Raw genomic sequence first — 17,179 nt, 5'->3', positions numbered from 1 at the left:
CGGAGGGCTTGGCATGCGACTTCCCCGGCACCCCGACAGCGCAACAACGCGAGACGACCAACCATGGTGGCAATGGCAACCGAGCACGTGATCGACGTGCGGCACTGGAACGACAGCCTGTTCTCCTTCCGCACCACGCGCGACCCCGGCTTCCGTTTCGACAGCGGCCAGTTCGTGATGATCGGTCTGGAAACGGACGGCCGCCCGCTGATGCGCGCCTACTCGATCGCCAGCGCCAGCTGGGAGGAGCACCTGGAGTTCTTCTCGATCAAGGTGCCGAACGGCCCGCTCACCTCGCGCCTGCAGCACCTCAAGCCCGGCGACCCGCTGATCGTCACGCGCAAGCCCACCGGCACCCTGGTGCTGACCGACCTCAAGCCCGGCCGGCACCTGTACCTGCTCGGCACCGGCACCGGGCTGGCGCCGTTCATGAGCATCATCCGCGACCCGGACACCTACGAGCGCTTCGACCGGATCGTGCTGGCTCACGGCGTGCGCCGGGTCGAGGACCTGGCCTATGCGCATTACCTCGAACACGAGCTGCCCCGGCACGACTACCTGGGCGAACTGGTGCGCGAGAAGCTGATCTACTACCCCACCGTGACGCGCGAGCCGTTCCGCCACCAAGGCCGCATCACCGATGCGATCGTCGATGGCGCGATGGGCCAGGCCACCGGGCTGCCGCCGCTGAACCCGGCCACCGACCGCGTGATGCTGTGCGGCAGCCCCGCAATGCTGGACGACCTCAGCGCCCTGCTCGACGGCCGCGGCTTCCAGGCCTCGCCGCGCACGCGCGAACCGGGCGACTACGTGATCGAGCGGGCGTTCGTGGAGAAATAGCCGGGCGATGGGCGGGTGGACGTGCAATCCGGACGCGACTTCCCTCGTTGCCCGCTCCTCTCCACCCGTTTCTGCTCCAATGCCATCGCCTTGTCGACGGAACCTGCCTGATGGACATCGCACTGTACGTGCTCGCTGCATTGCTGATCGCCGGCGGCCTGGCCGGCGCCGTGCTGCCGACGCTGCCCGGCATCCCGATGCTGTTCGGCGGCATCTGGCTGGTCGCGGCGGTGGACGACTACCGGCACCTGGGCTTGTGGTGGCTGCTGCTCATCGGCGCGCTGGGCACGCTCGGGGTGATCGTCGACTTCGTCGCCGGCACGCTCGGCGCCAAGCGCGTCGGCGCCAGCAAGCGGGCGCTGTGGGGCGCCGGGATGGGCACCCTGGTCGGCATGTTCTTCGGCATCCCCGGACTGCTGTTCGGGCCGTTCCTCGGCGCCCTGGCCGGCGAGCTGGCCTCCGGCACCAGCGTGCTGCGCTCGGCCCACGTCGGCATCGGCACCTGGCTGGGCCTGTTGCTCGGCACCCTGGTGAAACTGGTGATCTCGTTCGTGATGGCGGGCCTGTTCGGGCTGGCGATGCTGTTCGGCTGAGCTTCCGGCACATGCCTTCGGCACGCGCGGCGGCCTAGGCTTGGGCTTCCCCAGGGAGAACACCATGTCCAGACGCGTCGCCTTCGCCTTCGCCGCCCTGCTGGTCGCGACCGGTTCGTTGCACGCCCAGACCACACCGCCGGCCTGGATCGCCCGCAGCAACGCCGACTCGCAGATCCTGCTCGAGCAGATCGCCCGCTTCAGCCCGGAGTTCGCCTCGCAGGTGGGCGTGTCCGGCTACGACGACAAGGTCGCCGACCTCCGCCCCGGCGTGGACGAGCGCTCGCGCGCCGCGCTGGTCGCGGCGAAGGCGAAGCTGCAGGGCTTGCTGGTCACGGAGCAGGACGCCAACGTGCGGCAGGACCTGCAGATCCTGATCAAGGCCGCCGCCGAGCAGATCGAGGGCATCGACCTCAACCGCCAATACCTGTTGCCGTACACCGATGTCGGCGAACTGGTGTTCCGTGGCGAATTCAGCCTGCTGAAGGACGACGTGGCCGCCGCGCGCCGCCCGTCGGCGCTGAAGCGGCTGCAGTGCTACCTGGGCAAGGCGCCCGGGTGCACGCCAATCGCCGAGCTGGCCAAGGCACAGACCGTCGCCCGGCTCGGCGACAAGGCGCTGCTCGGTCCGTACAAGGGCGAAGTCGAGCAGAAACTCGCGAACAGCCAGCGCTATGTCGACGGCATCCGCCAGCTGTTCGCCAAGTACAAGCTGGATGATGCCGAGGGCAAGGCCGCGCTGGATGCGCTGGACACGCAGCTGAAGGCGTACGACAGCTGGGTGCGCAGCACCGTGATGCCGCGCGCGCGCGCCGACTTCCGCCTGCCCGAGCCGCTGTACGCGTACAACCTGCGTCGGGTCGGCATCGACATCCCGCCACAGCAATTGATGGCGCAGGCGCAGCTGGAGTTCGTCGAGCTGCAGGGCATGATGCAGGTACTGGCGCCAGTGGTGGCGAAGGCCGAAGGCATCCATGCCACCGACTACCGCGACGTGCTGAAGGCGCTGAAGAAGCAGCAGCTGGGCCGGGACCAGGTGGAGCCGTGGTACCACGAGGTGCTCGGCCACATCGAGGACACCATCCGCCGCGAACGCATCGTCACCCTGCCGCAGCGCAAGATGCAGATGCGCTTGGCCTCGGAGGCCGAGGCGGCGCAGATCCCGGCGCCGCACATGGACCCGCCGCCGTTCATCAACAACCACGGCGAGCAGGGCACCTTCGTACTGACCATGGGCAACCCGGGCAAGAACGGCGACGCGACCCAGGCCTACGACGACTTCACTTTCAAGGCCGCCGCGTGGACGCTCACCGCGCACGAGGGCCGGCCGGGTCACGAGCTGCAGTTCGCCGCGATGGTCGAACGCGGCGTGTCGCTGGCGCGCAGCCTGTTCGCGTTCAACAGCGTCAACGTGGAAGGCTGGGCACTGTACGCCGAGGCCGAGATGCTGCCGTACGAGCCGCCGGCCGGCCAGTTCGCCGCGCTGCAGGCACGGCTGTTGCGTGCGGCTCGCGCCTGGCTCGATCCGATGCTCAACCTGGGATTGATCACGCCCGCGCGTGCACACCAGGTGCTGGTCCACGAAGTGGGCCTGTCCGAGGCGATGGCGCAGCAGGAGATCAACCGCTACACGTTCGACTCGCCCGGCCAGGCTACCGCGTATTTCTACGGCTACCTGCGCCTGCAGCAGCTGCGCCTGCAGACCGAACTGGCGCTGGGCCAGAAATTCGACCGCCTGGCCTTCAACGATTTCGTGATCGGCCAGGGCCTGCTGCCGCCGGAACAGCTGGCCGAGGCCGTGCGCACGCAGTTCGTGCCGGCGCAACGGAAACGCTGAGCGTCAGCGCCGCGCGCTCTTCGCCAGCCAGCCGGCAAGCTGCACGGTGTCGCGACTGAGCGCAGCGGGCAGCACGATGTAGTGCCGGCTCGGCGCGGCGCCGGGTTTCGCGATCAGCCGCGCGGTGCCTTCCAGCCGCAGCAGCGCCGGCTGATCGGCGGCCGCCAGTTTCAGGGCCAGCCCGCCCGGCGTCAGCCAGGCGCACGGCTTCTCGTCGAGATACGCCATCAGGCCACCGAACATCGGCTGGAAGCGCAGCTCGTGCGGACGGCCCAGGTGGGTGGCCGCATCTTCCAGTTCCCGGCGCAGTACCGCGAGGCCCGGCGGCATGCTCATGCCGGGTCGGGAATCACGTACAGCAGCACGGCGAGGAAGTGCAGCACGCTGCCGGCCAGTACAAACACGTGCCACAACGCGTGGTGATACGGCAGCCGCCGCCACAGGTAGAACGGCACGCCCAGCGTATAGGCCAGCCCGCCGGCGAGCAGCAGCACGATGCCGCCGGTCTGCAGATGCTCGCCGAGCGGCCTGAACGCGACCATGCCGATCCAGCCCATGCCCACGTACAGCAGCACCGCCAGCTTGCGATGGCGCCCGAGCAGGCCCAGCTCCAGCGCACTGCCGGCCAGCGCCAACGCCCATACCGCCACGAACAGGCTCCAGCCCCATGCCCCCGGCAGGGCCACCAGGGTGAATGGAGTATAGGTGCCGGCGATCAACACGTAGATCGCGATGTGGTCGAGCGCGCGCAGCGCCGGCTTGGCGGCCGCCACGGGAATCGAGTGGTACAGCGTGGAAGCGGTGTACAGCAGCACCAGCGAAGTGCCGAACACCGCGCAGGCCACCACGGTCAGCGCATTGCCATGCAACGCGGCGAACGCCACCAGCGTCGCCAGCCCGGCGATGCTGAGCACGATGCCGAGGCCATGCACGATGCTGCTGGCCAGCTCGTCGCCGAAGCTGTAACGGGGAATCGCCGCAACGGAGGTGGCGGACATGGCATGGCTCCCGGATCCGGTTCGCGCCTACCTTAGCGGGCGCACCGGCGCTTGCCTACCGGCGACAACCCCACGCGGGAATACCGCTTCCATCTGCCCTTCCCGCCGAAAGCCATGACCGCCAGCGAGGCGGATCTGCACTGCCCGCCCCGCCATGGTTCAGAGCCTGACGTTTACCCCCAGGTAGAACGCGCGCGGAGAACCCGGGGTGATGTTGTTGTCGTTGTGCGCGCTGACGAAATACCGCTTGTCGAAAAGATTCTCGACATTGAGCTGCAGCCGCAGCTGCGGACTCAGCGTCAGGAACACCGCCGCGTCGTAGCGGGTGTAGCTCTTCAGCGTCACCTGGTTGCTGGTGGAGGCGAAGACCGATCCTTGATGGATCGCGCCGATGCCCGCACCCCACATCGGATTGAAGTCGTAGCGGTTCCACAACGAGGCACTGTGCTTTGGCAACTGCGCCAGCCGGGTGCCGGCGGGGAGACTCGGCGACAACGGTCTGGTGATCTCGCCCTCCTGCCACGCATAGCCGCCCATGACGCTCCACGCCGAAGTCAGCCTGCCGCTGAAACCGAGCTCGACCCCCTTGACGCGCTGGCCGTCCACCAGCAACGACTGCGGCACACCCGGATTGGTCGCCGGGTCCCAGGCCGGGTTGGTCACGGCAACGTTGCTGCGGTCGAGCCGGTACACCGCGGCGGTCAGCGCCAGCGCGGGGCTCACATCCCACTTCGCGCCGAGTTCGCGGTTGGTGAACCGCTCCGGCTCCAGTGTGCGGTTGCCCAGCGTAAGCGAGGTGAGCTGCTCGCCGGCACGTGGCTGGTGGGCAATGCTGTAGCTGGCGTACAGCGACAGCGGTTCAACCGGCTTGTAGACCAGGCCCGCGCGCGGCGACACCAGGTTGTCGGTACTGGAGAAGTCCTGGCCGCTGCGATTGTCGTGGAAATCGACCGTGAAGCGGTCGTAGCGCAGACCGAGGACCGCCTGCCATTGCGGCGAGAAATCGATCTGGTCCTGCAGATACAGCGCGGTGACCTTGGCGATGCCGTGATTGCTGGGGTCGGTCGCGCTCTGCCGGAAATCGACCGGCAGCGTGTAGCGCGGGTCCGACACCGGCACCTTGACCGAAGTCGCGGCGAAGCCGGGCCCGCCGAAATAGCCGGTACGACGGAAATTGTCGGTGCTCTGGCGGCCCAGCTCGGCTCCGCCGAGCAGGGTGTGGTGGACTGTGCCGGTCACCAGTTCATACGTAAGGTCGGTCTGGTTGAACAGATTCCGGCGCCGGGTGGCGTTGCTGTAGGCCGAGATCGACACCTGCGTGCCGGCGGCGTTGACCGCACCGGGAAATACATTCTGGTAGAACTTGTCGTAGTCGGCGTAGCGGGTGCGGTTGCGCAAGTCCAGGCCGTTGCCGAAATCGTGGTCGACCAGGGCATTGAACGCGTCCACCGTGACCCAGGTCGGGCTCTGCCGCGGATCGCCGAAGAAGGTCGAGGCGGCGGTGGGCAGCGGCAACCCCCGGTACGACGGCACGCCGCGGTCGGTGACCCGTTCGTCGCGGAAATGCTCGTAGCCCAGCGTCACCTGGGTGCGCTCGCCGGCGCGCAACGCGAGCGTGGGATTGATGCCGTAGCGCTTCAGCGTGACGCCGTCGCGATAACTTCCGGAATCCTCGTACAGCCCGGTCACACGGAACGCGGCACTCTCCCCGATCGGCTCGCCGAAGTCGGCGGTAATGCGTCGGCGCTGCTGCTCGCCCAGTTGCAGCGACATCTCGCGGTGCTGCTGGCCATCGGCCATCTTGCTGATCCGGTTGAGCACACCGCCGGAACCGCCGCGACCGAAGATCATCGCGTTCGGCCCCTTCAGCGCCTCCACCCGCTCGATGTTGTACAGATCGCGGAAGTACTGCACGTCGTCGCGCATGCCGTCGATGAACAGGTCGGCCGTCGAACCGTTGCCGCGCAGTATCGGCGCATCGCGGTGGCCCTCGCCCTGCCCCATGCCGACGCCGGGCATGTAGCGCACGGCGTTAGCCATGCTCGTCATCGCCAGGTCGCGGATCAGGTCGCCGCTCACCACCGTGATCGACTGCGGGATATCGCGCAGCAGGGAACGCGTGCGGGTCGCCGTGTCCATGCCGGCCACCGCGTAGCCGTCGACACTCGCCGCACGGACATTGACCGCCTTGAGATTGGTGGCCTGCTCCGGGTCCGGCGCGGATCCGGCGACGACTGGCGGGACGAGCGCGAGAAGCAGCGCCACGGCGAGCGCTGCAGCGAGAGGGTTGGGATTGGACATGGAGCTTGCCTTGGGCGGACGGACGGGCACATTGGCCCGGTTCGATGTCGAACGATATTGATATTTATTCTCATTTGCAAGATCTTTCGATTGCTCCGATTCCGCCTCATGTCGCGCGGGAAGCTGCGCAACGATCGGCTTCGGGTACCGCACTGCGCCGCACGTCAGGTCTCCGCGAATCCAGGCCCGTCCCTGTCCGTGATGGCAGCCGGAACCCGTTCGCGGTGGGCCTCACCCATCCCTCTGAACGACCGCCTGCGGAGGCGCGCGGCGCACCGAACCGCTCTTCGACGAATAGCCTTCTGGACGGCCACTTGCGCAGAAGCTCTCGCCAGGCATAGCCTGCAGACGCGTCCCCACGATTCCCCCTGCGCCTCCGCGCAGCGTGCACGGACGCATCCAGCCCATTGCTGTCAGGAGGTCGCCATGTCGTCCGCAAGCCTGGCCGTAGCTCATCGTCCCCACCCCGACCGCATCGCCGCCATCAGCGCGGCGGTCGCACTCAACCTCGCCGTGATCCTGATCGCCTCGCGGCCGAGCGCCCCGGCGTTTTTCCACGCGATCGAACAGATCAACCCGATACCCACGCTCCGTTTCGACGAACCTAAGGCGCCACTGCCTCTGCTGCCGGTCGTGATGAAACCCCTGCCGCATCCGCCCGCCGCGCCCGTTGCGCACCCGCGGCCGCTGCCGAGCAGTCCACCGGCCGCTGCGCCCACCACCGAAGGCAATGTCGCCGCACCGCCGGCGGCCCCGACCCTGTTGCCGACCGCTGCCACGCCCGGCCCGGCAGTGGCTGCGCCGGTCGAGGCCAGCCTGGCCTACCGCTCGGCCCCGCTGCGCTTCCCCACCCGCGCCCTGCAGCAGCGCATGCAGGGCACCGTGATGCTGCGGGTACTGGTGGACGAAACCGGCAAACCGGTACAGGTGGTGGTGGAGCATGGCAGCGGCTACCTCCTGCTCGACCGCAGCGCGGTCGAACAGGTGCTGGCCGGCTGGCTGTTCCAGCCCGCGGTGGTGGACGGCCGGCCCGTGCGCGCCTGGGCGCGGGTGCCGGTGGCGTTCAGCCTGCGCGAATGACGATCCAGGCATGGGCGCCCGGCCGGCAACCATGCCGGCCGGGCCTTTTCGCCATGGCGAAAACCCCGCTTCCACGGACCCGCGCGAGGGCCTGCCGGGCAGCTTGTCGGCTTACGTGTCTTTAACGATACGCATGCTCCACTGGCGCCCACTCACCCTGCCGGGTTCCACGCATGGGCAAGCACAAGAACATCCTGAATACCCTGCGCGCGATCGCGCTGGAGCACACCACCGAGCAACCGGACCTCGCCTTGATGGCGCGCGAACTGGGACGCGTGGTGCATCAGGATGCGCTGGCGCTGGCCACCCGGCTGGCCTCGTTGCGCAACCGCCGGCACGGGTTGGAACGCTGGCTGCTGGCCGAGCGTGGCCGGCCGCCGGTCAGCGTGCTGGTGCTGGCATGGCCGCCGAACCACGTCACCCCGGTGCACGACCATGCCGGTTTGTGGGGCCTGGAAATGACCCTGGTGGGTGCGCTGGAGGTCCATTCGTACCAGCGCGACGCCACCACCGGCGATCTGCGCCTGCGCGGCCGCGACTGGCTCGGCCCCGGCGACGGCACCTGGTTCGAGGGCGACCGCCACCACGCGCACCGCTGCCGCAACCTGTCGCGGCACGAGACGGCGCTGTCGCTCCACGTCTACGGCGGCAACCTGGCCGAGTACTTCGCCTACGAGCGGGCCGAATCCACCGGACAGTGGAGCGCGCCGCTGCCGCGACGCAGCGCCCTCGCCGGCCGCCTGTCCGGCTGACCCGCCCGACACCACACGCACGGGGAGCTCCATGTTTCGACGGGTCGCCATCATCGGCGGCGGTGCCGCCGCCGCCACCCTGCTCAGCGAATTGCTGGAGCGCGCGTCGCCGCAGCCGCTGCACCTGGACTGGTTCACCGGCGGCGGCACTCCCGCGCGAGGGGTGGCCTATGGCACCACGTCGGAGCGCCACCTGCTGAACGTGCGCGCAGCCTCGATGAGCATGTTCGCCGGCAGGCCGCGCGGTTTCCTGGATTTCGTGCAGCGCGACGATCCCGCCATCGCCGGCACCGACTTCCTGCCGCGCCGCCGCTACGGCGATTACCTGGAGGCCGAGGTGGCGCGTGCGCTGCAACACGGCAAGGTGCACGGGCACCACGTCAACATCGTCCCGTTCGCGGTCGACGCGCTGGTGCCCGAAGCGGGCGGTGTCACCGTGATCCATGGCGAGGAAAGCCACCGCGCGGACGCGGCCGTGCTGGCGCTGGGCGCGCTGCCGCCGCAGCCGCTGGCCGCCGTCGGCGCCGACGCGCTGGCCAGCGGCCGCTACGAGGTCGATCCATGGCGACTGCTGGCCCAGCTCGATGAGCTGCAACCGCCGCCACGCAAGGTGGTGATCATCGGCCTGGGGCTCACCGCGGTCGACGTGGTGCTGGAACTGTCCGCGTGCTGGCCGCAGGCCGCATTCATCGCGGTCTCGCGCCACGGCCACTTCCCCGAGGCGCACCTGCACGCCGCCGGCACGCCGGCCGGCGACGGCGCCGAACTGGTCGAGGCGATGCGCGACGCACCGGAGATCCGCCGCTGGATGCACCTGCTGCGCGAGGCGATCGCGCAGGAAGGCACCGAATGGCGGCCGGTCGTCGACAGCCTGCGGCCGCACCTGCCCGGCCTGTGGGCCGAGCTCTCGGCGGAGCAGCGCGCGCGCTTCATGCGCCACGCGCGCTGGGCGTGGGAACGCGTGCGCCACCGCATGCCGCCGCTGGTGGGTGAAGCCATCGCCGCCCTGGAGCAGCAGGGCCGGCTGCAACGCCGGCGCGGGCGCGTGCACGCAGTGGATGTCGCCGGCGACTCGTTGCAATTGAGTATCCGCCACGCCGGCGCAACCGAGGTGCTCGATGCCGACCTGGTGATCCAGACCGTCGGCCTGGATACCGACGTGCGCCGCAGCAACCACCGGCTGGTCAGCCAACTGCTCACCAATGCGCACATCGTGCCCGATCCGCTCGGCCTCGGCGTGGCGGCGAACCAGGAGGGCCGCCTGCAGCACGACGGCGAGCACTGGCCCAACCTGTTCGCCATCGGCAGCCTGTTGCGCGGCACGCTGTGGGAATCCACCGCGATGCCGGAAATCCGCCAGCAGGCCCGCAACCTCGCGGACCGGCTGCTGGGCGATTGAGCGCCCGGCCGTGATCTCCGGGTGCCCCCGATGATCGCCGCCTGCGTCGTGCTGCTGCACCTGCTGGGCATGCTCGCGGCGATGCACGCGGTGATGCACACGCGCACGCCGCAAGGCGCGATCGGCTGGACCCTCGGCCTGCTGTTGCTGCCGTACGTCACCCTGCTGCCGTACCTCTACCTCGGCTCCAGCCGCTTCCTCGGCTATCGGATCGGACACCCGCGGGCGCACCCGACGGCCACCGCCACGGGCGCCGCGGCGTCGGCCGACCCGGCGTGCACGCGCTACGCGTCGATCAGCGCGCTGCAGGGCCGGCCGTTCCGCAGCGGCCACCGCCTGCGCCTGCTGATCAACGGCGACGCCGCCTTCGACGCGATGCTGGCGGCGATGGCCGCGGCCGAACATTGCCTGCTGGTGCAGTTCTTCATCATCCACGACGACACGCTGGGCCGGCGCCTGCAGCAGGTGCTGCTGGAGCGCGCCGCGGCCGGCGTATGCGTGTACGTGCTGTTCGACGGCATCGGCAGCCACGCCCTGCCGCAGCGCTACATCGACGAACTGCGCGCCGGCGGCGTGGCGATCCACCGCTTCGCTACCCATCGCTGGCGCAACCGCCTGCAACTGAACTTCCGCAACCACCGCAAGATCGTGGTGGTGGATGGCACGCGCGGCTTCGTCGGCGGCCTCAACGTGGGCGACGAATACCTTGGCCTGAAGCCGCCGCTGGCGCCGTGGCGCGATACCCAGCTGGAACTCTGCGGGCCGGCGGTGGCCGACCTGCAGCAGCTGTTCGCCGAGGACTGGCGCTGGATCACCGGAGCATCGCCGCCGCTGCCGCCGGCGCCGCCCGCCGACGGCGACGCCAGCGTGCTGGTGATGGCCAGCGGCCCGGCCGACCCGCAGGAAACCGGCTCGCTGTTCTTCACCGCCGCGATCAACGCGGCGCGCCAGCGCGTATGGCTGAGCACGCCGTACTTCGTGCCCGACCACGCCGTGCGCGCGGCGCTGCAGCTGGCGGTGCTGCGCGGGGTGGACGTGCGCATCCTGATCCCCTCGCGGCCGGACCACCGCACGGTATTCCTCGCCTCCACCCTGCACGCCTACACCGCCGTGCGCGCCGGCATCCGGGTGTTCCGCTACCAGCCCGGCTTCCTGCACCAGAAGGCGCTGCTGATCGACCGTGACACCGCCGCGATCGGCAGCCTGAACCTGGACAGCCGCTCGTTCCGGCTCAACTTCGAGGTCGCCGCCCTCGCCGTCGACCACGCCTTCGCCGCCGAGGTCGCGGCGATGCTCAGCGCGGACTTCGCGCGCGCGAAGGCCATCGACGAGCGCGAGTACCGCGACACGCGCTACCTGGGCCGGGTGGCGATGCATGTGGCACGATTGTTCGACCCGCTGCTGTAAGCACATCGCCCCGGAGCACCCTGCCATGCGCCAGCTCGCCCTGCTGCTTTGCCTGATGACCATGAGCCTGGCGGCACACGCCGGCGAACCGGCACGCTTCGTCGAGCGCTCGCTCGAACTGCACGGCACCACCTACCGCTACCAGGTGTTCGTGCCGGACGGCTGGACGGCCAAACGCGACTGGCCGGTGATGCTGTTCCTGCATGGCAGCGGCGAGCGCGGCAGCGACAACCGGAAGCAGCTTGGCCAGGGCCTGCCGCCATGGTTGCGCGAACACGGCAAGGACTTCCATGCGGTGGTGGTGATCCCGCAGGCACCGGAGGGCGCCGCGTGGCACGGCGAGATCGAGCGGATGGCGCTGCGGGCGCTCGACGACAGCGTCGTCGAATGGCATGGCGATCGCCGGCGGCTCTACCTCACCGGCCTGTCGATGGGCGGCTACGGCGCATGGCAGATCGCGGTGGATCATCCCGGCCGGTTCGCCGCCGCGGCCATCATCTGCGGCGGCATCGCCCAGCCCAACGACAGCGACCGGCTGCAGGTCGACGGCATTCCCGCCGCCATGGCCGATCCCTACGCCTGGGTCGCCGCGCACATCGGCAGCTTGCCGGTGTGGATCTTCAACGGCGCCGCCGACGACGTGGTGCCGCCGGCGGAGTCCCACCGCATGCACGCGGCATTGCAGGCACGCGGCAACGAGGTGCGCTACACCGAATTCCCCGGCGTCGGCCATGTCTCCTGGCCGATGGCCTACGCCACCGCGCAGCTGTGGCCGTGGATGTTCGCGCACCGCCTGCCGGCGCGCTGACCGACGCTAGCGGCGCCCGCCGAAACGCCGGCGCCAGTCGCCGCTGGCAAGTGCCCAGCCGACGTAGACGCCGGCGGCCACGCCGAGCAATTCGCACAATGCACGCAGGCCGATATGGTCCGGGTCGTGCACCTCGGCCAGCTTCACCTTCAGCAGCTGCAGCGACTGCAGCCGGCCGTAATTGAAATAGAACAGGTTCCACAGGTCGCCGCTGGCGGCCAATGCGGTCGCCAGCAGGAACGACCAGCCGATCTGCGGGCCCCAGCCCCAGCCGTTGCGCCGACCCAGCCAGTGGAACACGAAAAACAGCAGCAGCCCTGCCGCCACCGCGATCGCGCCGGCCTGGATCCCGCCGACGATCCCGTAACCCATCCATGACTGGTCGTACTGCATCGCGCGCCCCTGGACCGTGTTGCCACTGCATCGCGCATTATGGGACATCGCCGCGGATGGCGCGCCGCGCGCTAGACTTCGCCGGAGCATCCGCGCAAGTCAGCCCATGAACCAGCCACTCTCGCCGCACGCCGCGCTGATCCTGGTCGACGTGCAGCCGGACTTCATGCCCGGCGGCACACTGGCCTGCCACGACGGCGACGCGATCGTGCCGGGCATCGATGCGCTGCTGCACACGCGCCGCTTCCGCCACGTGGTGGCCACCCAGGACTGGCACCCGCGCGGGCACGTCTCGTTCGCCGGCTCGCACCCCGGCCGTGCGCCGTTCGAACAGATCGCGCTGTACGGCCAGCCGCAGACGCTGTGGCCGGAGCATTGCGTGCAGGGCACGCCCGGCGCCGCGCTGCATCCCGGCGTCGACTGGTCGGCGCTGGATGCGGTGATCCGCAAGGGCAGCGACAGCGCCGTGGATTCCTACAGCGGCTTCCGCGAGAATCACGGCCCGCACGGCACGCGCCCCAGCACTGGCCTGGCCGGCTGGCTGCGCGAGCGCGGCGTGGACGAGGTGTTCGTATGCGGGCTGGCGCGCGACGTGTGCGTGCTGTGGACCGCCCAGGACGCGCAGGCCCTGGGCTTCCGCGCCAGCGTGCTGTGGGACCTCAGCCGCCCGGTGACACCGGCCAGCGACGAGGCCACCCGCGCCACCTTGCAGGCGCAAGGCATCGGCATTGTGGCAGCCGTGTAGGATGCGCACCCTGTCCACAGGGTGCGTTCCCGCATTCGATCCGGCGTGACCTGCTCAGGTGTCGTTCTCGCCTGTTGCGCGCACCTGCGGTTCGCCGTCTTCGTCGATCTCCACCTGCAACGTGATCGGGCGGCAGCACACCTGGCAGTCTTCGATGTAGTGCTGGCTGGGGATGGAGGCGTCGAGCAGGATCTCGATCGGCTCGCCGCAATACGGACAGTCGATGGTATACGGGGTGAGCATGGCGCATCTCGGCAAGCGGGTCTCCGAGTACACCACGGCACCGTACCGGCGGCGATGCGACGCTCAAGCCTTGCGCGGCGACCATGCCTGCGGCAGGCCGATCCAGAACAGCGCGTCGCGTGCGCAGCGCGGGGCCAGCTTCAGCAACTCGTTGTCCTTGCTGACCAGCCAGCGCGCACCCGATGCCTGCGCCAGTTCCAGGAATTTCTGGTCGTCCGGGTCGGCGCAACGCGGCAGCGGCGCCGCGCCCGGCGCCGTGGCGAATTCGTCCGGCAGGCAGCGCACCAGCGCATCGAACGACGCCTCGATCATCGGCCGCGTGGCGTCGGTGACCGGCAGCTGCGGGTAGCGCAGCACGCGCAGCCACTCGTCGCGGCAATCGGCACGCGTCACGGCTTCGATCGTGCCGCACTGCATCGCCACGTGCAGCGCGGCGGACTGCGGCTCGTGGAACACGAACAGGTCCAGGCACACGTTGGTGTCCAGCACGATGCGTGGCGGCGGTGACGGGTCGGCACTCATCGCGCCATGATGAAGCAAGCGGGCCACGCTATACACTGCACACTTTCCGACCGGAACCGTCGTCCATGGCCGAGCGTGAGTTCAACGACTACATTGCCCGCTCCGGCGCCACGCTGGAAGGCTCGCGCTATGCGGCATGGCTGGCGATCACCCCGCGCCGCCACGGTTTTCCGGTGTATTACGCGATCTGCGAAAACCGCAGCTTCCGCGACAAGGACGTTGCCGAGGCCGCTGCTGCCAAGGCGCTGGCCGACATGCAGGGTCTGGAAGCGGACGGCACGCCGATCTTCCCGGACGACTACACCGGCTTCGACGATTAGCCGCGGCCGCGGACCCTGTCCGCCCTACGCTGCTGCAGCGGCCAATGCGCGCAGCCGCTCCAGCGCCGCCGGAATCGCCGCCGGCGCGTCCACCGTGAGCACGCGCGGCTCGTCGGCGTCCAGCCCGTTCTCCAGCTCGTGCGCCCAGGTCACGTGGTACGGCAGGTGCACGCCCCAGCCGCCGAGGCGCACCACCGGCTCGATGTCCGAGCGCAACGAGTTGCCGACCATCGCAAACTGCGCCGGCTGCAGCGCGAATTCGCCCAGCACGCGCTGGTAGGTGGCGGCGTTCTTTTCCGAGACGATCTCGATGCGGCGGAACAGGTCGGCCAGCCCGGACTCGGCCACCTTCTTCTCCTGGTGGAACAGGTCGCCCTTGGTGATCAGCACCACCTCGTACTTCCGCGCCACCGCCTCGACCGCCTCGCGGATGCCCGGCAGCAGTTCCACCGGATGCTGCAGCACCGCCTTGCCCAGCTCGACCAGGCGATGGACGTCGGCGGCGCTGATGCGGCCGTCGCTGACCGCGATCGCGGTCTCCACCATCGACAGGGCCATGCCCTTGGCGCCGTAGCCGAACAGCTTGAGGTTGCGTTGTTCGGTGGCCAGCATGCTGTCGTGCACGTGCTGGTCGCCCAGGTCGACGTAGCCCCCCATGATGGCGGCGAACGCGTCGCCGGCCTGGCGGTAGTAGCCCTCGCTGTGCCACAGCGTGTCGTCGCCGTCGAAACCGATCAGTTGCAGCATGGTTGTTCCGTTCTCCCTGTTCCGTCGCCCGGGGCCCGTGAAGAATCGCGCTTCTGGCGCAGGGCCGCCCTCGCCCACGCGGCCGGAAAATCCACAACCTCTCAGCCGAAATCGCTGCCGGGGCGCAGGTTGATGTGCAACGCGGTGGCCAGTTCGCGCATCGGTTCGCTGTCGCGGGTCAGGGTGATCCAGCCGGCGTATGAATCGTCGTCGGTTTCCCAGGTCCACAAGGTATAGCCGGATTCGGCCAGGCGGTCGTAGGCGATGCCGAGCAGGCTGCCGGCATCGGCATCGTCGAAATAGTCGTCGTCGTCCGGATCGCCGCCCCAGTCGATCGACAGGTTCCAGCGCGTGGCCAGTTCGTCCAGCGCCTGCACCAGCGAGCGCAGGTCATCCTCGGCGACCATGAAGCCCGAGCGCCAGTCGATCACCCGCGCGATCAGAGCCACCGGCTCGGCGTCGCCGCCTTCGGCGACCGCCTCGCGATATTCGCCGAACTGCTGCAGCGCGGTCTCCTCGTCGCCGGGATTGATCAGCAGCAGCAGCCGCCAGATCTGGGCTTCGACCGAGTCGTCCTCGCCGTCGACCTCGCGGTCGTCGTCAAAATCGTCGTCGTCGCGCATGTTCAGGCACCTACCCGCTTTCGCACCAGGTCCATGTCGCGCACCGGGCGCACCTCGATCGCGCCGGTGCGCGCCCACGGGAAGGCCGAGGCGATGCGCAGCGCCTCGTCCATGTCGGCGGCCTCGATCAGGTTGAAGCCGCCCAGGTATTCCTTGGTTTCGGCGAACGGACCGTCGACCACGCTGGTGCGGCCGTCGCGCACGCGCATCGTGCGGGCGGTGGCCGGCGCTTCCAGTTGCTGCGAATCGCGCAGCTGCCCCTGCGCGCGCAAGGCGTCGGCCTTGGCGAAGCAGCCATGCATCAGGTTGTCGAACTCGCCCTCGGGCAATGCGTCCAGCAAGGCGTCGTCGCAGTAGATCATCACGAGAAATTTCATGGCGTCCTCGGCGGGGAAGCGGAGCGAAGGAGCGATAATGCCGCAATGAGCACCGCGCCCGATAGCTTGCACGCCCTGTCCTGCCATCCGATCGCCTTCGTGCGTTCGCCGTATGCGCAGCGTATCGACGCGCCGCACCAGCCCACCGTGGTGGCCGGCACCGAGACCGGGGCAGCGGCCGAAGCCGTGGTCGAGTTCGTGCCGGGTTTCCCCTCGGCGGCCTTCCGCGACCTCGCCGGCTTCGCGCGGATCTGGCTGCTGTTCGCGTTCCACCGCAGCGAGGGCTGGAAGGCCGAGGTGCGCCCGCCGCGCGGAGGCGGCAAGCGCAGCGTGCTGGCGACGCGCTCGCCGCACCGGCCCAACGCGATCGGGCTGTCGGCGGTGGAACTGGTGGCGGTGGAGGAAGGCGCGCTGCGGGTGCGCGGGGTGGACTTGCTCGACGGCACGCCGATCCTCGACATCAAGCCGTACGTGCCGTACGCGGACGCGTTCCCGCAGGCACGCGCAGGCTGGATCGACACGATCGACGCGGCGCAGGGTCGCCGCTCCGCGCCGGGGCCGCGCAAGCCGCGGGCGCGGCCTCGCGGCGCGGACGACGTCAGCGCGTCATGAACAGCTGCCGCAGCACGTGCTGCCGCCACTGACGTGGATCTGCCGCGGCTCGGACACGCGGACGGCCTCGTAACCCGCCTCGTGCAGGGCGGTAATGACCTGGCTGGAGGTCAACTGCGCCGCCACGTCGATCTGTCCCGCGACGGGCTCGCCGGTGACCTGTGCGTTGGCGTCATGGGCGCGCAGGATGGCGGCGATGGCGCCGGTATTACCGGCGAAATCCTTCACTTGAAACAGCATCGGTACGGTCTCCGGGCAACGGCGGCACATCCGCCGGCGGCGATGATGGCGGCCTGCCGGGCCGGGCGCCCTGACCGGGATCAGGGCAATCCCGGTCGGTGAGACCCACGCTGGGCACACTGGCCCAGTCGACGCGGATCGCTCCGCCGCCGGCACCCGATGCATTGGCAGTGGATCGGTTTAAACCTTGGCTGCGCCCGGCGCCCCCGCCGGGCGCGGCCTTTTTTCGCTTCAGGGAGCCTCGAACAACCTGGTTTTTGTTCGTCATCCCGGCGAAAGCCGGCCTCCCGTGCCTTCCGGTCCCTGAACAGTCGAGGCGCTGGACCCCAGCTTTCGCTGGAA

General features: G+C 69.4%; 21 protein-coding genes. 11 read left to right on the top strand and 10 right to left on the bottom strand.

The genetic code is table 11. The annotated features are described in order from the left end of the window. The first annotated feature begins 63 nt into the window (after positions 1–63). The 3 genes from DEO45_RS14430 (at position 64) to DEO45_RS14420 (ending at position 3,270) form a co-directional block, all read left to right on the top strand. Positions 64–840, top strand: a complete 777-nt coding sequence (locus DEO45_RS14430; RefSeq protein ID WP_114344994.1) for a ferredoxin--NADP reductase — start codon at positions 64–66, stop codon at positions 838–840. Between the two features lie 110 nt (positions 841–950). Continuing rightward, positions 951–1,433, top strand: coding sequence for a DUF456 domain-containing protein (locus tag DEO45_RS14425; RefSeq protein ID WP_114344992.1), 483 nt, complete (start codon positions 951–953; stop codon positions 1,431–1,433). A gap of 64 nt (positions 1,434–1,497) precedes the next feature. Continuing rightward, positions 1,498–3,270: a DUF885 domain-containing protein gene (locus DEO45_RS14420; RefSeq protein WP_114344990.1), complete on the top strand. Its 1,773-nt coding sequence runs from the start codon at positions 1,498–1,500 to the stop codon at positions 3,268–3,270. Between the two features lie 3 nt (positions 3,271–3,273). Here the strand turns inward: DEO45_RS14420 and DEO45_RS14415 are convergent, their stop codons facing one another. The 3 genes from DEO45_RS14415 to DEO45_RS14405 form a co-directional block, all read right to left on the bottom strand. Then, positions 3,274–3,606, bottom strand: coding sequence for a TfoX/Sxy family protein (locus tag DEO45_RS14415; protein ID WP_114344988.1), 333 nt, complete (start codon positions 3,604–3,606; stop codon positions 3,274–3,276). Next, a complete protein-coding gene (trhA, locus tag DEO45_RS14410; protein ID WP_114344986.1) occupies positions 3,603–4,268 on the bottom strand; it encodes a PAQR family membrane homeostasis protein TrhA in 666 nt (221 codons plus the stop codon). The genes DEO45_RS14415 and trhA overlap by 4 nt, the downstream gene beginning before the upstream one ends. Before the next feature lie 159 nt (positions 4,269–4,427). After that, complete coding sequence (locus tag DEO45_RS14405; RefSeq protein WP_114344983.1) at positions 4,428–6,569, bottom strand: TonB-dependent receptor; 2,142 nt, start codon at positions 6,567–6,569, stop codon at positions 4,428–4,430. 426 nt (positions 6,570–6,995) lie between these two features. Here DEO45_RS14405 and DEO45_RS14400 point away from each other — a divergent pair, with 426 nt between their 5' ends. The 5 genes from DEO45_RS14400 to DEO45_RS14380 all read left to right on the top strand — a co-directional run bounded on the left by DEO45_RS14400 (position 6,996) and on the right by DEO45_RS14380 (position 12,015). Next, positions 6,996–7,649, top strand: a complete 654-nt coding sequence (locus tag DEO45_RS14400; RefSeq protein ID WP_114344980.1) for an energy transducer TonB — start codon at positions 6,996–6,998, stop codon at positions 7,647–7,649. 173 nt (positions 7,650–7,822) lie between these two features. Beyond that, positions 7,823–8,401: a cysteine dioxygenase gene (locus DEO45_RS14395; RefSeq protein WP_114344978.1), complete on the top strand. Its 579-nt coding sequence runs from the start codon at positions 7,823–7,825 to the stop codon at positions 8,399–8,401. 31 nt (positions 8,402–8,432) lie between these two features. Then, the gene (locus tag DEO45_RS14390) at positions 8,433–9,800 is read left to right on the top strand and encodes an FAD/NAD(P)-binding protein (RefSeq protein ID WP_114344976.1); all 1,368 of its coding nucleotides are present in this window, start codon (positions 8,433–8,435) and stop codon (positions 9,798–9,800) included. Positions 9,801–9,830: 30 nt separating this feature from the next. After that, positions 9,831–11,207 (top strand): cardiolipin synthase, encoded by a 1,377-nt coding sequence (cls, locus tag DEO45_RS14385; protein WP_114344974.1) that lies wholly within the window; start codon positions 9,831–9,833, stop codon positions 11,205–11,207. Positions 11,208–11,232: 25 nt separating this feature from the next. Beyond that, entirely contained in the window at positions 11,233–12,015 is a 783-nt protein-coding gene (locus tag DEO45_RS14380; RefSeq protein ID WP_114344971.1) for a prolyl oligopeptidase family serine peptidase, read from the top strand. A 6-nt stretch (positions 12,016–12,021) separates the two neighbouring features. Here DEO45_RS14380 and DEO45_RS14375 read toward each other — a convergent pair whose 3' ends face one another. After that, entirely contained in the window at positions 12,022–12,408 is a 387-nt protein-coding gene (locus DEO45_RS14375) for a hypothetical protein (RefSeq protein ID WP_189339768.1), read from the bottom strand. A gap of 106 nt (positions 12,409–12,514) precedes the next feature. Here DEO45_RS14375 and pncA point away from each other — a divergent pair, with 106 nt between their 5' ends. Beyond that, a complete protein-coding gene (gene pncA / locus DEO45_RS14370) occupies positions 12,515–13,153 on the top strand; it encodes a bifunctional nicotinamidase/pyrazinamidase (RefSeq protein WP_114344966.1) in 639 nt (212 codons plus the stop codon). Positions 13,154–13,207: 54 nt separating this feature from the next. On the opposite strand, the gene DEO45_RS14365 is transcribed toward pncA, so the two are convergent. Both DEO45_RS14365 and DEO45_RS14360 read right to left on the bottom strand, forming a co-directional pair. Continuing rightward, entirely contained in the window at positions 13,208–13,396 is a 189-nt protein-coding gene (locus tag DEO45_RS14365) for a CPXCG motif-containing cysteine-rich protein (protein ID WP_114344963.1), read from the bottom strand. Between the two features lie 63 nt (positions 13,397–13,459). Continuing rightward, positions 13,460–13,918 (bottom strand): putative toxin-antitoxin system toxin component, PIN family, encoded by a 459-nt coding sequence (locus tag DEO45_RS14360; protein WP_114344957.1) that lies wholly within the window; start codon positions 13,916–13,918, stop codon positions 13,460–13,462. Positions 13,919–13,983: 65 nt separating this feature from the next. Between DEO45_RS14360 and DEO45_RS14355 the strand changes: the two genes are divergently transcribed. Next, on the top strand, positions 13,984–14,238 hold the full coding sequence (locus DEO45_RS14355; protein ID WP_114344955.1) for a hypothetical protein: 255 nt from the start codon (positions 13,984–13,986) through the stop codon (positions 14,236–14,238). Positions 14,239–14,262: 24 nt separating this feature from the next. Here the strand turns inward: DEO45_RS14355 and DEO45_RS14350 are convergent, their stop codons facing one another. From DEO45_RS14350 to DEO45_RS14340, 3 genes are all read right to left on the bottom strand, one after another. Further along, positions 14,263–14,985, bottom strand: a complete 723-nt coding sequence (locus tag DEO45_RS14350) for an HAD family hydrolase (RefSeq protein ID WP_114344953.1) — start codon at positions 14,983–14,985, stop codon at positions 14,263–14,265. A gap of 101 nt (positions 14,986–15,086) precedes the next feature. Further along, complete coding sequence (locus tag DEO45_RS14345; RefSeq protein WP_114344951.1) at positions 15,087–15,608, bottom strand: DUF6630 family protein; 522 nt, start codon at positions 15,606–15,608, stop codon at positions 15,087–15,089. A 2-nt stretch (positions 15,609–15,610) separates the two neighbouring features. Then, the gene (locus DEO45_RS14340) at positions 15,611–15,985 is read right to left on the bottom strand and encodes a YciI family protein (RefSeq protein ID WP_114344948.1); all 375 of its coding nucleotides are present in this window, start codon (positions 15,983–15,985) and stop codon (positions 15,611–15,613) included. 45 nt (positions 15,986–16,030) lie between these two features. Between DEO45_RS14340 and tsaA the strand changes: the two genes are divergently transcribed. After that, positions 16,031–16,597, top strand: coding sequence for a tRNA (N6-threonylcarbamoyladenosine(37)-N6)-methyltransferase TrmO (gene tsaA, locus DEO45_RS14335; RefSeq protein WP_114344946.1), 567 nt, complete (start codon positions 16,031–16,033; stop codon positions 16,595–16,597). Here tsaA and DEO45_RS14330 read toward each other — a convergent pair. Then, positions 16,592–16,837 (bottom strand): hypothetical protein, encoded by a 246-nt coding sequence (locus tag DEO45_RS14330; protein ID WP_114344945.1) that lies wholly within the window; start codon positions 16,835–16,837, stop codon positions 16,592–16,594. The two genes, tsaA and DEO45_RS14330, sit on opposite strands and share 6 nt — an antisense overlap. Positions 16,838–17,179: the final 342 nt, after the last annotated feature.

Source organism: Rhodanobacter denitrificans (assembly GCF_003335105.1).
In the GTDB taxonomy this organism is placed as follows: Bacteria; Pseudomonadota; Gammaproteobacteria; order Xanthomonadales; family Rhodanobacteraceae; genus Rhodanobacter; species Rhodanobacter denitrificans_A.
Note: the sequence above shows the minus strand (reverse complement) of the source record. Positions and strands in the feature narration are given on the sequence as shown.

What these genes read in the sequence shown, in the direction of transcription:
- DEO45_RS14430 (WP_114344994.1), top strand. Translation starts at nt 64, where the DNA reads ATGGTGGCAATGGCAACCGAGCACGTGATCGACGTGCGGCACTGGAAC.
- DEO45_RS14425 (WP_114344992.1), top strand. Translation starts at nt 951, where the DNA reads ATGGACATCGCACTGTACGTGCTCGCTGCATTGCTGATCGCCGGCGGC.
- DEO45_RS14420 (WP_114344990.1), top strand. Translation starts at nt 1,498, where the DNA reads ATGTCCAGACGCGTCGCCTTCGCCTTCGCCGCCCTGCTGGTCGCGACC.
- DEO45_RS14415 (WP_114344988.1), bottom strand. Translation starts at nt 3,606, where the DNA reads ATGAGCATGCCGCCGGGCCTCGCGGTACTGCGCCGGGAACTGGAAGAT.
- trhA (WP_114344986.1), bottom strand. Translation starts at nt 4,268, where the DNA reads ATGTCCGCCACCTCCGTTGCGGCGATTCCCCGTTACAGCTTCGGCGAC.
- DEO45_RS14405 (WP_114344983.1), bottom strand. Translation starts at nt 6,569, where the DNA reads ATGTCCAATCCCAACCCTCTCGCTGCAGCGCTCGCCGTGGCGCTGCTT.
- DEO45_RS14400 (WP_114344980.1), top strand. Translation starts at nt 6,996, where the DNA reads ATGTCGTCCGCAAGCCTGGCCGTAGCTCATCGTCCCCACCCCGACCGC.
- DEO45_RS14395 (WP_114344978.1), top strand. Translation starts at nt 7,823, where the DNA reads ATGGGCAAGCACAAGAACATCCTGAATACCCTGCGCGCGATCGCGCTG.
- DEO45_RS14390 (WP_114344976.1), top strand. Translation starts at nt 8,433, where the DNA reads ATGTTTCGACGGGTCGCCATCATCGGCGGCGGTGCCGCCGCCGCCACC.
- cls (WP_114344974.1), top strand. Translation starts at nt 9,831, where the DNA reads ATGATCGCCGCCTGCGTCGTGCTGCTGCACCTGCTGGGCATGCTCGCG.
- DEO45_RS14380 (WP_114344971.1), top strand. Translation starts at nt 11,233, where the DNA reads ATGCGCCAGCTCGCCCTGCTGCTTTGCCTGATGACCATGAGCCTGGCG.
- DEO45_RS14375 (WP_189339768.1), bottom strand. Translation starts at nt 12,408, where the DNA reads ATGCAGTACGACCAGTCATGGATGGGTTACGGGATCGTCGGCGGGATC.
- pncA (WP_114344966.1), top strand. Translation starts at nt 12,515, where the DNA reads ATGAACCAGCCACTCTCGCCGCACGCCGCGCTGATCCTGGTCGACGTG.
- DEO45_RS14365 (WP_114344963.1), bottom strand. Translation starts at nt 13,396, where the DNA reads ATGCTCACCCCGTATACCATCGACTGTCCGTATTGCGGCGAGCCGATC.
- DEO45_RS14360 (WP_114344957.1), bottom strand. Translation starts at nt 13,918, where the DNA reads ATGAGTGCCGACCCGTCACCGCCGCCACGCATCGTGCTGGACACCAAC.
- DEO45_RS14355 (WP_114344955.1), top strand. Translation starts at nt 13,984, where the DNA reads ATGGCCGAGCGTGAGTTCAACGACTACATTGCCCGCTCCGGCGCCACG.
- DEO45_RS14350 (WP_114344953.1), bottom strand. Translation starts at nt 14,985, where the DNA reads ATGCTGCAACTGATCGGTTTCGACGGCGACGACACGCTGTGGCACAGC.
- DEO45_RS14345 (WP_114344951.1), bottom strand. Translation starts at nt 15,608, where the DNA reads ATGCGCGACGACGACGATTTTGACGACGACCGCGAGGTCGACGGCGAG.
- DEO45_RS14340 (WP_114344948.1), bottom strand. Translation starts at nt 15,985, where the DNA reads ATGAAATTTCTCGTGATGATCTACTGCGACGACGCCTTGCTGGACGCA.
- tsaA (WP_114344946.1), top strand. Translation starts at nt 16,031, where the DNA reads ATGAGCACCGCGCCCGATAGCTTGCACGCCCTGTCCTGCCATCCGATC.
- DEO45_RS14330 (WP_114344945.1), bottom strand. Translation starts at nt 16,837, where the DNA reads ATGCTGTTTCAAGTGAAGGATTTCGCCGGTAATACCGGCGCCATCGCC.